We start from the raw sequence: 12,930 nt of genomic DNA, 5'->3' as shown, positions 1-12,930 counted from the left end.
TCCGGCCGCCGGGTAGCGAATTTGTCGGTCGAACGAGTCGTCAGTCGACGGCCTGGTAGAGCGTCGTCCAGAAGTCGTTCATGGCACGCGGCGAATCCGGGGTGGACAGTCCGACCTGGGTGAGCAGGACTCCGGTGAGCCGGTTGGTCCTGTCCGCGTAGGCGGTGGTGCCGGTACCGCCGAACCAGCCGAACTGGCCGGTGGGCGCGTAGTCGCCGCGGTGGGTGCGGACCGCCATCCCGAAGCCCCAGCCGCCGCTCGACCCCTGGCCGGACGACAGGTGGGCGATGTTACTGAACATGGCCTCCCGGCCGGCGAGTTGCTCGGGTGAGAGCCGGTTGGTGGTCATCAGCTCGACGGCGGCCCGGGACAGGATCCGTTCGCTCCCGTGCATCCCGTGGTTGAGCAGCATCTGGAAGTAGGCGTGGTAGTCGTCGGCAGTGGAGACCAGCCCGCCGCCGGCGCCCTGGAACACGGGAGGTGCGCTGGACCTTCCCCCTGCCGCCTCGTCCCACACGACGAACTCGCCGGTCTGCGGGTCGGGCCCGTACAGGGGCGGCAGCCGGTCGATCTTGTCGGCGGGCACGTGGAAGGCGGTGTCCTTCATCCCCAGCGGATCGAGGATGCGCTCGCGCAGGAACGTCTCCAACGACTGTCCCACGACCCTGGAGACGAGCACACCGACCACCTCGTTGCTGAGGTCGTACTGCCACCGCACTCCGGGCTGGTACTGCAGCGGCAGTTCGCCGAGGCGGCGCATCCACTCGTCCGGCCCGGGCGCCGGCCCGGACGCCACGCTGTAGTCGAGACGCTCGAAGGTCGCGGCCCTGATCGGGGAAGCCATCGACTCGAAGTCCACTCCGAGCCCGAACGTGGAGGTCAGCAGGTCCCGTACGGTGATCGGCCGCTGCGCCGGCACGGTGTCGTCCAGCGGTCCGTCGGGCCGCCTCAGCACCTGCCGGTCGGCAAGTTCGGGCAGCCACGGATCGACCGGCTCGTCCAACCGCAGCCGGCACTCGTCGAGCAGGATCATCGCCGCAGCCATCGTGACCGGTTTGGACGTGGACGCCATCCGGAAGATCGTGTCCCGGCGCATCGGCACGCCCCCGTCATGACGCATCGTCCCGATCGCTTCAACGTGCGTCCGGCCACCGCGGCTGACCAGGGCGACAAGGCCGGGGATCCTCCTGGACTCGACATGCCGTGCCAGCACCTCGCGCAGCCGGCGCAGCCCCACGTCGGAGAAGCCGCTGCTGGTTGTTCCCATGATGAATCTCCTGTTCACAGGGTCGGTTCGCACGGCGGCCCCGGTGGCTGCCCGGCCCTTCGAGCGGCCGTGTGAAGAGCCTGCGACCTTGACCCAGGGTCAAGGTCAACCCCTTGTCGTGATCAAGGGATGATCCGCACCGATCGTCGGCGTCCCGGTCCTTTCGGCGGCAGGGGGACGGGCTGGAACCGGTGCGCGCTATCCTCGCCCCGGTGATCGTCCGGACGTCCCGGGCCGTCGCCGGCGCGGTTCGCGAGACCGCGACCGCGACCGCAGCCGCAGCCGCCCACGATCCGGAGGTGCGCCGACCCGATGGCAGACGGACTCACGATCGGTCAGGCGGCGGCGTTCGTCGGTGTCACGATCAAGACCGTGCGGCACTACCACCGGCTCGGCCTGGTCGCCGAGCCCGAACGCGACGGTTCCGGCTACCGCCGTTACCGATCGGGCGAGCTGTTCCGGCTGGTCCAGGTCCGGACCCTGGCGGCGGCCGGCGTGCCGCTGGCCGGGATCGGTGACCTGCTCGACGCCGATCCCCACGCCTTCGCCGCCACCCTGGACGACGTCCATCACCAGCTCACCGAACGGATCGAAGAGCTGATCGCGCGCCGCGACAGGCTGCACCGTCTCGACCACGGCGACCGGGCTCTGCTGCCCGACCGGGCCTGCGCAGTCCTGGACCGCCTCACCGAAGTCGGTTTCGGTCCCGACTACGTCACCGGTCAACGGGAGGCTCTGGTGCTGGCCCGGGCACTCGTCCCGGAGATCTTCGACAGCTTCCTGACCCGGCTTGAACACGTGCTCGACGATCCCGAGTCCGTCGAGCTGACCAAGCGCGGCTGGGAGGCGAGGGCCTGGGCCCCGGACGACCCGCGGATCGAGGAGCTGGCGTCCACCCTGGCCGACAAACTGCTGACCGACCGCGCGCTGCTGGCGACGCCGACCGGGTTTCAGAACCGGTCCGACGCCGCCTCCCGGTACGGAATGGTCAATCAGCACCGGGAGGATCAGTCACCGTCCATCACCCGGTTGAACACGCTGATCGAGGAGAAACTGCGCGCAACCGGCATCGCCGTTCCGAGTCGGTGACGGCCGCCCGGCAGACCCGGCACTGCGGTGCGACACCCGCCTCGTCCCGCCGCGGCCGCGCCGTCCTCGGTGCGACCCCGCCCCAGCTGCGCAGCGCGGACACCGGGACGACGATCAGCGGACCGCCCGTGGGGCCGACCCGGGCCGGAGCGAGGGCCTGCCGGACGGCGTCCGGGGTGTCGCTCATGCCCGCAGTGTGCCGCCGACCGGTGACGAGCGGGGCAGCCGGGGCTGTTCGCGCCTCCGAAGGTGATGGGGTGCCACCTGGATCCGGCGTCTCCGGGCTCGTGCTTCAGTTCCGTCCGGCCGGTCGCAGGTGGCTCTCGGCGAAGCTGAGCACTTCGGTGCGGGCCCTGCCCGGGTCGGCGGTGGTCTCGGTGGCCCGGGCCGAGGGGAGGTAGCGGATTCCGTCGATCTCGCAGACCAGCGCCCCCGCGCCACTGTCGCGGATCAGGGCCTCGCCCACCGGTCCGGGGCCGCCGAAGGTGCCGCGTTCGCTGCCGCGGCTGCGGGATATCGGCTGGAGGCAGCGCGGCGCCGTCACCTCCCCGCCCTCGGGGCGGAACAGCACAAGCGCCATCTCGCCGTGGCCCCGGCGCAGCCGGACGTAGCGCATGGGCTGCCATCCGTCCTCTGTGGAGTGGGAGCGGGCGGCGCGCAGGACCGGGCGCCAGAGGGCGGAGCGGTCGGCGGTGACCCATCCGATGCGGGCGAGGGCCGTGACGGCCACCGTGCCGAGGACGAGGAAACGCCAGCGTCCCAGGTGGAGGTCGTCGAGGTCGTCGCCGAACATGGTGGCGATGGAGACCACCAGGAACCACCAGGCGCCGGTGGAGCCGATCATGCCTGCGGTCCATCGGCGCGGTGACACGGACAACCGGTCGGGGCGGCGGCGCGGCGGGCTCACCCGGGGGCCGGGGCGGTGGCGGTCACTGTGACGGGCGGCGGCGGCCAGGCTCGCGTAGGTGAGGTCGCCCTTGGGGGACGGCCACGTGTCCTCGCCCTCATCGGTATCGGTGCCGTCGACGGCGGCCGGCTGCGGGGACGTCGGCGCGGCCCGGCGTGCCAGCCGGACGCGTCGGGCGCAGGCCAGCGGGGTGGCGAGCAGCGCGCCGGCGAGGCCGAGCAGGCCGAGGCCGCCTCCGGTCACGGCGGCCACGGTCGGGGTGATCCGCGTGTCCACGGCATCCCCCAGGAAGGGCCAGGGCAGGGCGATGACCGGTGTCCGGTCGCCGGGGCGCAGATTCGCCGCGTCGCAGTCCACGTAGGCCTGTTGGGCGCCGCCGTTCCAGCGGACGGTGCAGCCGTCCTCGTGGCGGTGCACCCGGACGACCTCGGCGGCGGTGTGCTCCCCGAGCAGGACGACGTCCGCGGCGGCCAGGCCCACGAGGAGGGCCGCCGTGAGGGCCAGTGCCGCCCACAGCGGGGCGACCGGCAGCCACCGGGCGGGAGCGGGGGCCGGGCCGGGCTGTTCGCCGAGCCAGGAGCCGAGGGTCCGCGCGTCGTGGGTGGCCAGGTGCAGGTGCAGCACCGTGCCGTCGGGTGTCCGGTAGCGCAGGCCGACCTTCTCCAGGGCGGGCTGGTTGGCGCTGGATATCGTCGCGTCGAGGGCCCTGCCGCCGCGCGGTACGGCGGTGGCGTTCCCGGCCCGGTCGAGGAAGACCGGCCCCTCCAGGCGCGGATCGGCCAGCAGCCGGCCCCTGCGGCCGTCCAGCCGGCCGCGGAAGTGCACCGCCCGGCCCGCCGCCAGGCCCCGCCGCCTGCGGGCCGCGGCCCACCGGGCCATCCCGGCCATGACCAGGGGAATCACCACGAACGCCACAATCGTGCCGACCATCAGTTCTGCTGTCTCCTCCGCCGTCTCCTCGGCTGTCGTCACAGAAGCGTAGGGGCCCGTCCGCGGCCCCCGGAACGGAACCCCGGACATGCCGACGGCTTGCCCGGCGGGCGTCCCACCCCTCACACACCTCGTGCTCGGAGCAGAGGGCCGTACCGGTGACAGCGTGTGGTCGGCATCGGTCGCACGATGGGGCGTTGGGCCGGGGAACGTCCGAGCTTCGTCCTCGGCCTCCGGTGAGTCGGACCTCCGTCGTCGGGCCGGTGGATCCGGGCCGGGTCAGGACCGTTACCGACGCAGGCGGCAGTCGTTCTGGATCATGGCCGTTCGGCCGACTTCCCGAGCGAAAGCGCGACCGTCCGATGCCGACCCCGCCGAAGACCAGCCGCCCGCCCCGCCTGCCCTCGGCCCAGCCGGAGCCCGGTGGCGGCACCGGGCCACTGGCCGTGCACCCGAAGGTGTTCCGCGACGAACTGGCAGCCGCCGCGGGCTGGGTCGCCGACTACCTCGGGCAGATCGCACAGCGTCCGGTGGCCCGCCCCATCCCGCCGGCGCACCGGCAGGCCCTGGCAGCCGGTGCGCTGCCGTAGGAGGGTCAGGACCTCGGCGCCCTGCTGGACTTCGTCGACCGGGCGATCGCCCCGTACCCGACCGGAAACGGTCATCCCGCCTTCTTCGCCTGGATCAACTCGCCGCCGTCCCCGGCCGGGGTGATCGCCGAACTGCTGGCCGCCGCGGTCAACGCGACCTGCGGCATGGGCGAGCACGCCCTGATGGACCTCGAACGCGGAGTGGTGCGCGACCTGGCCGCACTGGCCGGCATGGCGCCGACCACCGGCGGAGTCCTCACCAGCGGCGGCTCGATGGCCAACCTGCTCTGCCTGGGCGCCGCCCGCACCTGGTTCCTCCGGCAGCGCGGCGCCACCGACGGCCCCGCCTACGACCAGGCCCACGCGCGCCTGACCGCCTACCACAGCGACCAGGCCCACATGTCGGTCGCGAAGGCCGCCGCCGTGATCGGCCTGCCGCCGTGGCGGCTGCGCGCGGTGCCCACCACGGCGGATCGGCGCATGGACGTCGACGCCCTGCGCGCGATGGTCGACGCCGACCACGCGGCCGGCCTCCTGCCGTTCTGCGTCGTGTCCAACCTCGGCAGCACCGCTACCGGCGCCGTCGACCCGATCGAGGCGATCACCGGGGTGTGCCGCCGCGCGGGCTTGTGGCACCACGCCGACGGCGCCTGGGGCGGACTCGGCGCCCTCGTCCCCGAACTGGCCCCCCTCTACCGGGGCGTCGACGGCCTCGACTCCCTCACCGTCGACCCGCACAAGACCCTGTCCGTGCCCGTCGGCTGCGGCGCCGCCCTGGTCACCGACCCCTCCCGGCTGCGCGACGCGTTCACCTTCCGCGCCTCCTACCTCGACGGCGACCAGGACTGGCCCTGGATGTCCGACTACACCGTCGAACTCACCCGGCCCGGCACCCGCGCCCTCACCCTCTGGGCCACCCTGCGCCACCTCGGCCGCTCCGGCGTGGCCGACCTGCTCCAGCACTACCAGGACCTCGCCCGGTACCTGCGCCGACGCGTCCGGGAACACCCCGCACTGGAACTGTGCACCGACGGCCCGCTGCCGGTGGTCTGCTTCCGCCTGGCCGCCGGCTACGACACGGGCCGTCCGGACTCACAGGCGGACCTCCACACGGCGCTGGCCTCACACGTCCAGGCCCGCGGCCGCGCCTACCTCGCCACCGTCCGCCACGACGGCGAAACGGTCCTCCGCGCCTGCGTCTGCAACTACCTCACCACCACCGACGACGTGGACACCCTCCTCCAGGAGGTCCAGACCGCCGCCGACCACCTCTGGTGAGGCTCTCCGAAAACGGCCCCCTGCTTCGGACGACCTGAGAGTTACCCGCCCTGATTCCCACCCCGACATGGCGGCCTGAGGAACTGCTGCCGTCCCCCGAGGCCTCCTGGCCGGTACGGACCGAGCGCGGGGTCCCCGGCGGCGGCCAGCATGTTCTCGACGAGGTCGGCAGCACGCGGGGGGTCGCCTTCGGCCCGGGCGGCGGCCTGCAACCGCTTGGACCGGTCGGCGCGTTCCGGATCCGCGACCAGGTCGCTCAGCGCCGCGCGAAGGGTCTCGGCATTGGCGTCGGCGGTGTCCACACGGCGGGCGACGCCGAGTTCCACGAGCCGGTCGGCGTTCATGAACTGCTCGGCTCCCTGCGGCACGGCGATCATGGGCACGCCCGCGAGGAGCCCTTCGCCGCAGCCGCCCATGCCGGCGTGGGTGACGAAGGCGTCGGCCTGTTCGCAGCAGGTGAAGTCGCCGACCTCGATCAGCGGCGACGTCACCAGCGGCTTGAGCAGAACCACGCGCGGGTGCTCGGGCATCGGGTGGAGCACGGTGGGGTCGACGGGAACGGGCTGCATCGCGGAGGCGGTTCCTCTCCGGTGGGGGTGCGGCCCGGGTACGGCAGGAACGGGCCACGGGATGATCGTGGTCTAGTGCGCGCTGTTCGCGGATGCCTCGCCCACGGCGGTGACCGCATCCGGGCCGGTGGAGGGCTGCGGCGTCGCGGAGCCTTCCGGGGGCTCGGACCTCGCCAGCCACAGGCCGGTGAACACGGCGGCGGCCAGGGTTACGGTGCCGGCTGCGAGGAAGGCGCTGTCGAGGCCGGTCTCGAAGGAGGCGCCGCCGGACTGCCGGGTGCGGACGACGGCTCCGAGTACCGCCACGCCGAGCACCGCCCCGATCTGCCGGGTGGTGCTGCTGATGCCTGACGCGAGGCCGCCTTCCTGTGAGCTGACCGCCTGGATGGCGGCTCCCGTCAGTGGGGACATCGTCAGGGCGAAGCCGATGCCGACGACTGCCAGCCGCCACCACACGTTCCCGTAGCCGGTGTCGGCGTGCACCAGGCCGAGCGCCTGCAGTCCCAGGCCGGCCAGGGCCAGGCCGGTGGTCACCACGACTCGGAAGCCGTACCGGGCGGCGAGTCGGCCCGCGTACGGGCTGACGACCACCATGGCGAGGGATACCGGCAGGGTCTGCAGGCCGGCGCGCAGCACCGAGCTTCCCTGGACGTATACGAAGAACTGGGAGAAGAAGAACGACGAACCCATGAGCGCGAACCCCACCACGACCATGGCGGTGTTGGACACGGTGAACAGGCGCTGCCGGAACAGCCTCAGCGGCAGCATCGGCGCGGAGCGACGCGCTTCGACGGCGACGAAGGCTGCGAGGAGGATCACCGCGGCGGTGAAGCTGCCCAGGATCACGGGCGACGTCCAGCCGCGGGCGCCGCCCTCGATCAGTCCGCAGGTCAGTGCCCCCACTCCCAGAACGGACAGCACCGTCCCCGGGACGTCGATCGCGGGGGCACTCGGATTGCGGGTCTCCTCAAGGCTGCGCAGACCGACCAGCAGCAGGACCACGCCGATGGGCAGATTGACCAGGAAGATGGCGGGCCAGCCGAAGGCGTCCGTCAGCACGCCACCGGCCACGGGGCCCGCGGCCAGGCCGATTCCGCTGAATCCGGCCCACAGTCCGATCGCCCTGATGCGTTCCTGCGGCGCGGGATGGGCGGCGGCGAGCAGGGCGAGCGAGGCGGGGCTCAGTGCCGCGGCCCCGACGCCCTGCAGCACCCGGCCGGCGACCAGCCAGCCGAGCGAGGGCGCGAGGCTGCACAGCACCGACGCGGCGGTGAACACCGCCACGCCGGTCAGGTACACCCGCTTGCGGCCGAACCGGTCGGCGAACACGCCGCCGGACAGCAGGAGCATGGCGACCAGCAAGACGTACGCGTCGACGATCCACTGCAGACCGGTCAGCCGGGTGTGCAGCCGGTGCTGCATGTCAGGCAGCGCCGCTCCGACGATCGTGTTGTCGAGCAGGACCATGAACTGCCCCAGGCAGGTCACCGTGAGCAGCACGGCCCGGCCTGGTCGACTGCCTACGGCCGCAGGCGATGCCGCCATGGGGATTCCTCTCGGTCGCCGGTTGCGCCCGGCCGCGGTCGACGCGGGTGGCGATACGCCCGGGCGCTCTAAAGCAGTCAGTGACTGCGTTAGGAGACTGTAGGAGAGGGTGGCCCGCAAACGCAAGTCATGACTGCGTTAAGGTGGGGGCATGAACGAGCGACAGCGAGCCCGACGGCCCGGCGGGCGCAGCGCGCGCATCGGCGCGGAGGTGCACCAGGCCGTCACCGACCTGATCAGTGAGCGCGGCTACGGCAACTTCACCGTCGGCGAGGTCGCAGCCCGCGCGGGCGTGGCCGACAGCAGCATCTACCGCCGGTGGGGCAGCCTGGAATCCCTGCTCACCGACGTGGCGCTCACCCGCCTCAATGCGCAGTCGCCGATGCCCGACACCGGCAGCCTGACCGGCGACCTGCGCACCTACGCGGCCAACGTGGCCCGCGAGATCACCGGACCGGACGGTCTGGCGGTGATACGCCTGGCCGTCGCCCTGTCGAACAACGGTCCGCAGGGCCTGCAGGCCGGTAACGACCTCCGCGTCGAACGCATGCGGCAACTGCAGTCCATGCTCGATCGCGCCGGCGAACGTGGCGAGCACGCACCCGACGCGTTGGGCGTGCTGGACCACGTGCTGGCCCCGATGTACATCCGCGTCCTGTTCGGCATGGAGCTCACGCCGGATTACGTCGACGGGCTGGTCGACCGGATTCTGTGACCTCGCACCGGTCCCCTTCCTCGGACCCCGGGCCCGGGTCAGGGCGCCAGCACAACTCTGCCGAACACCTCCCCCGCGTCCATCCGTCGGTGGGCCAGCGCCGCCTGGTCCAGGGGCAACACCTCGTGCACGACCGTGCGCAGGTCCCCGCGCGCAGCATCGGCGAACTGCGACGACCGCACGCTCTGCCGGTCGGGACGGGGCACGGTGTCAGAGCTGAAAGTGGCGAACGACAGCGACTTGCGGAAGGCGTCCATGAGCCGCGTGCCGAAGTCCGCCGGGGGCTGCCCGCCCACCACGCCGACGGCCACGAACCGCCCGTTGGGGTTCAGCCTGTCCAGGAAGAGGGGAAGCTGCGGGCCTCCCACGACGTCGATCACCACGTCGAAGCCCGCCGGCGCGTCCGGGCCGCCCTCGCCGGTGCGGTCGAGGACATGGGTGGCGCCCAGGTCCCGCAGGCGGGCGCCACGGTCGACCGACGAGGTGGTGACCGCCACCGCGCTCGCGCCACGCCCGGCTGCGAGCTGGACCGCCGTGATCCCGATGCTGCCCGCCGCACCGCGGACGAGCACCGTCTCCCCGGGCGTGAAACGGGCCCGTTCCAGGGCGAAGTGGGCGACCACGCCGGAGCCGCCGAGGGTCACCGCGTCGGCGCCGGTCAGATCGTCGGGCAGCGCAAGGACGTCCTCGACCGCGGCGACGGCCTGCTCGGCATACCCGCCGGACAGGCCGGTGAACGCCCACACCCGCCGCCCGATCCACGCGGGGTCCACGCCCTCTCCCACCGCGGCAATCCTTCCCGCGACCTCGCTGCCCAGGAGGTGGCCCTCCCGGAAGCCGTACGCGGCAAGCGTTCCCCGGCGGATCACGGCGTCCACGCCGCCCACCCCGATCGCCTCCGTGGCGATCCTCACCTGCCCCGGGGCGGGAACGGGCACGGGCACCTCGACGACCTCCATCCCGTCGGGGTCGCCGAACGTCCTGATCACGACGGCTTTCATCTCTGCTCCTCGGGTCGGTTGAGGGACGGTTCGCGGTTGCTGCGGACGTGGCTCTCGAACCGGCCCCCGAAGCGGGCCGTCACCGGTGAAGTGTCGAACCGGGGCCGCAGCACCGCCATCGGACCGTAACGGACGCCCCCGTCCGTCTGGCTAAAGTGAGAACCGATGACCAGCCGATTGCCTCAGACCATGCGCACCGACGCCCGCGACAACCGGGCCCGCATCCTGGACGCCGCCCGCACGGTGTTCGGCGAGCAGGGCCTGAGCGCACCCATGCGCGAAGTCGCCCGGCACGGGAGCGTCGGCCCCGCCACGCTGTACCGGCACTTCCCGACCAAGCAGGCACTGGTCGTGGAGACCTTCGCCGAGCAGCGGCGAGCCTGCCGGGCCGCCGTCCGCGACGCTCTTGCGGATCCGGACCCGTGGCACGGATTCCGGAACCTGGTCGAGCGGATCTGCGAACTCCACGCGCACAGCCGGGGATTCGCCGACGCCTTCATGACGGCCTTCCCCGAGGCCATGGACTTCGCCGCCGACCGGGAGCAGACACTGCGCGCGGTCGGCGAACTCGCCCGACGCGCGCAGAAGACCGGCCGGCTGCGCCCCGACTTCGTCATCGACGACCTGGTCCTCATGCTCATGGCCCACCGGGGCCTCCAGGACGCGCCGCGTGCGGCCCGGGTCACGACTTCCCGCCGCTTCGCCGCCTACGTGATCGAGGCGTTCCGCGCCGCACCGGGGACGGCAGCGCCCGCGCCACTGCCGCCGGCACCGCGCCTGCGGCCCGGCACGCCCGGCACGCCCGACTCGCCCGGCACGCCGTAGAAGCCGGTACCCGGAGGTCCGTTGGCGCCGCTTTGTCGGCCTCACTCGCCGTCCTCGCGCGCCGCCCCTGGTCCGTCACCCCCGGGTGCGGGGGCCGTCAGCAGCCCCCGCACCCGGCGGACGGGCGGGGGGTCACCCCTGGGCGGCCTTGGCCAGGCCGTCGCGGACGTCGTCGAGGTTCATGACCGGGATGAAACTCACCTTGGCGCCCAGTTCCGTGAAGAAGGGTTCGGCGATCGAGGGAATGTCCGACGCCTCGTCCAGGTCGAAGACGATGAATCCGGTCCTCCGGCCCTCCTGGGCGCCGAAGTACGCCGCCTCCGGCCGCAGCCGCCCCACGGCCGTCTGCATGAACTCGGTCAGCCTGTCGTCCTCGATGAGCTTGTTCGCCTTCTCCGTATCCATCTGGACGGTCAGCAACATCCTCATGGCTTCTCCACTCCCACTGGCGTCTACGGCGTCCTGCCTGACCATGCTGTGCGGGGCTGGGCGCCGCTGCCTTCGGAGTGGGCCATCGGTGCACGACCGGCGCTCGCGGGCGTGCCCGGGGGCCGCCACCCTGCCGGGTGACGGCCCCTGGTGTCGTCCGTCTCCGAGCGAGGTCCGGGCTCAGGCGGCCACAGGGACAGGGAAGTCAGCCGACCTCGGTGGCGGCCTGCCGGACGGCCCGGTCGATGTCGTCCGGGCTCACGTCGAGTTCCTTGGCGATCTGCTTCTCGGCCTTCAGCGCGGCCTTGTCGATGGCCTGCGCGAGGGTGCTCGCGCCGACGACGACGAGGGCGGCCTGCCCCTGGTCGATGATCTCGCCGAACTCCTTGACGTCGGCGCGGGACATCCCGCGCCACAGGTGGCCGCCCACGCCGCCGACGGCGGCGCCCACGGCGGCGGTGCCGATGACCGCCGGGGGGAACAGCAGGCCGACGACGGCACCGGCCGCGGCGCCGCCCCACGCACCGTGGCGGGTGGCCGTCTCGTCCTTGTTGACGTGGACCTTGCCGTTCTCGTCCTTGGTGACCACGGAGGCGTCGTAGGTGCCGACGGCACCGGCCTCGTGCAGTTCCTTGACGATGTCGTAGTCGGCGCGCGCCGCGGCCTCGCTCGGGTAGGTGCCGATGAAGATGAACACGGAGTCGGTCTTGCTCATGGTGCCTTCCTGGGTCGTGTACGCCTCGCCGTGGGGGACACGACAGAGAGGTCGGGAGTCGCCTTCCGGGCGACCTCGGATCGGCTACGGGTGATCAGGTGAGGATCCTGGACTTGGCCTTGGCGAACTCCTCGTCCGTGATCTGGCCGGCAGCGCGCAACTCCGCGAGTTTGGCCAGTTGCTCCGCCGTGGAGGTCTGACCGGTGGTGGCCGCCGTCTGCTGCACGTAGGAGCGGAACTGCTCCTCGCTCTGCCGGGCCTTGCGCATCTCGCGTTCACCCATGCCGCGGCCGCGGGCGATGAGGTAGACGAAGATGCCGAGGAAGGGCAGCAGGACGACGAACACGGCCCAGCCGGCCTTGCCCCAGCCGCTCAGCGAGTCGTCGCGGAAGATGTCGGCGATGACCCGGAAGAGCAGCATGAACCAGAGGATCCACAGGAAGATCCAGAAGATGCTCCAGAAGACGTTCAGCAGCGGGTAGTCCGCCGCGAGGTTGACCGAGGTCGTCATCGGTGGGGTTCCTTCCTGGTCTGACGGGCCGGAGCAGCACCACCCGGTAGTCCGCGACCCCGGCCTGCCGGAATCCCGCCCGGACTGCCCGGACTGCCCGGACCGCCCGGACCGACACGCCCGGCAGCCCAGCCAGGTCGGCGTTCACCCGGTGCACCAGGTCCAGGTGGTCGTTCACCCTTCCCGGCGGAGTCGGCGTTCGGGATCCCGTCGGCGAACCTCAGCGCACCGATCCGTGTCCGCACCACATCGGGCGTCGTCACCGACGGCGGGGACTGGGCGAAATCAGTCATGCCCACATGCTGTGCGCGGCCCGCGGCTCGCGCATCCGGCCCGAACCCGATGGCCTCGCCGGGTCCGGAGCGGGGTGGAACCGGCCCGGCACGGCGGGGTGAAGGCCGGCAGGCCCGCCCGGCTTCCATACGCCCAGGTGATGGCGCCCCCGCCGGGTCGGCTCCGGACGGGCCTGGCCGACAGCGAGCCGCCTGACGGCCGGGCCGGGCCCGGCCCGGCGGGCACGGCCGCCCGGGTGACGCCCGGCACCCGCAGGCACGCGCCG

Annotated in this window: 12 protein-coding genes and 1 pseudogene; 5 read left to right on the top strand and 8 right to left on the bottom strand. The window is 72.5% G+C overall.

Features of this window, described 5'->3' with window-relative positions:
* Positions 1–40 precede the first annotated feature (40 nt).
* Entirely contained in the window at positions 41–1,267 is a 1,227-nt protein-coding gene (locus OG335_RS35000; RefSeq protein WP_405015177.1) for a serine hydrolase domain-containing protein, read from the bottom strand.
* 312 nt (positions 1,268–1,579) lie between these two features.
* On the opposite strand from OG335_RS35000, the gene OG335_RS34995 reads away from it, so the two are divergent.
* On the top strand, positions 1,580–2,356 hold the full coding sequence (locus tag OG335_RS34995) for a MerR family transcriptional regulator (protein WP_405015176.1): 777 nt from the start codon (positions 1,580–1,582) through the stop codon (positions 2,354–2,356).
* A 292-nt stretch (positions 2,357–2,648) separates the two neighbouring features.
* On the opposite strand, the gene OG335_RS34990 is transcribed toward OG335_RS34995, so the two are convergent.
* The gene (locus OG335_RS34990; RefSeq protein ID WP_405015175.1) at positions 2,649–4,235 is read right to left on the bottom strand and encodes a hypothetical protein; all 1,587 of its coding nucleotides are present in this window, start codon (positions 4,233–4,235) and stop codon (positions 2,649–2,651) included.
* A gap of 320 nt (positions 4,236–4,555) precedes the next feature.
* Here OG335_RS34990 and OG335_RS34985 point away from each other — a divergent pair, with 320 nt between their 5' ends.
* Entirely contained in the window at positions 4,556–4,783 is a 228-nt protein-coding gene (locus tag OG335_RS34985) for a hypothetical protein (protein ID WP_405015174.1), read from the top strand.
* A gap of 21 nt (positions 4,784–4,804) precedes the next feature.
* The gene (locus OG335_RS34980) at positions 4,805–6,061 is read left to right on the top strand and encodes a pyridoxal phosphate-dependent decarboxylase family protein (protein WP_405015625.1); all 1,257 of its coding nucleotides are present in this window, start codon (positions 4,805–4,807) and stop codon (positions 6,059–6,061) included.
* 41 nt (positions 6,062–6,102) lie between these two features.
* Here OG335_RS34980 and OG335_RS34975 read toward each other — a convergent pair.
* Together OG335_RS34975 and OG335_RS34970 are read right to left on the bottom strand one after the other, a co-directional pair.
* Positions 6,103–6,510: pseudogene (locus OG335_RS34975) on the bottom strand (nucleotide disphospho-sugar-binding domain-containing protein); the annotation flags it as partial.
* 192 nt (positions 6,511–6,702) lie between these two features.
* Complete coding sequence (locus OG335_RS34970; protein WP_405015173.1) at positions 6,703–8,175, bottom strand: MFS transporter; 1,473 nt, start codon at positions 8,173–8,175, stop codon at positions 6,703–6,705.
* 151 nt (positions 8,176–8,326) lie between these two features.
* Here OG335_RS34970 and OG335_RS34965 point away from each other — a divergent pair, with 151 nt between their 5' ends.
* On the top strand, positions 8,327–8,890 hold the full coding sequence (locus OG335_RS34965) for a TetR/AcrR family transcriptional regulator (RefSeq protein ID WP_405015172.1): 564 nt from the start codon (positions 8,327–8,329) through the stop codon (positions 8,888–8,890).
* Between the two features lie 38 nt (positions 8,891–8,928).
* Here the strand turns inward: OG335_RS34965 and OG335_RS34960 are convergent, their stop codons facing one another.
* Positions 8,929–9,891: a zinc-binding dehydrogenase gene (locus OG335_RS34960; protein ID WP_405015171.1), complete on the bottom strand. Its 963-nt coding sequence runs from the start codon at positions 9,889–9,891 to the stop codon at positions 8,929–8,931.
* A gap of 165 nt (positions 9,892–10,056) precedes the next feature.
* On the opposite strand from OG335_RS34960, the gene OG335_RS34955 reads away from it, so the two are divergent.
* Positions 10,057–10,716, top strand: coding sequence for a TetR/AcrR family transcriptional regulator (locus tag OG335_RS34955; protein WP_405015170.1), 660 nt, complete (start codon positions 10,057–10,059; stop codon positions 10,714–10,716).
* Between the two features lie 132 nt (positions 10,717–10,848).
* Here OG335_RS34955 and OG335_RS34950 read toward each other — a convergent pair whose 3' ends face one another.
* The 3 genes from OG335_RS34950 to OG335_RS34940 form a co-directional block, all read right to left on the bottom strand.
* Complete coding sequence (locus OG335_RS34950; protein ID WP_405015169.1) at positions 10,849–11,145, bottom strand: DUF3303 family protein; 297 nt, start codon at positions 11,143–11,145, stop codon at positions 10,849–10,851.
* A 205-nt stretch (positions 11,146–11,350) separates the two neighbouring features.
* Positions 11,351–11,860, bottom strand: a complete 510-nt coding sequence (locus OG335_RS34945) for a DUF1269 domain-containing protein (protein ID WP_405015168.1) — start codon at positions 11,858–11,860, stop codon at positions 11,351–11,353.
* A gap of 94 nt (positions 11,861–11,954) precedes the next feature.
* On the bottom strand, positions 11,955–12,371 hold the full coding sequence (locus tag OG335_RS34940) for an SHOCT domain-containing protein (RefSeq protein WP_405015167.1): 417 nt from the start codon (positions 12,369–12,371) through the stop codon (positions 11,955–11,957).
* Between the last annotated feature and the right edge of the window lie 559 nt (positions 12,372–12,930).

It is taken from the genome of Kitasatospora sp. NBC_01539 (genome assembly GCF_045040525.1).
In the GTDB taxonomy this organism is placed as follows: domain Bacteria; phylum Actinomycetota; class Actinomycetes; order Streptomycetales; family Streptomycetaceae; genus Kitasatospora.
This window is presented reverse-complemented; position numbering and strand designations above follow the sequence as displayed.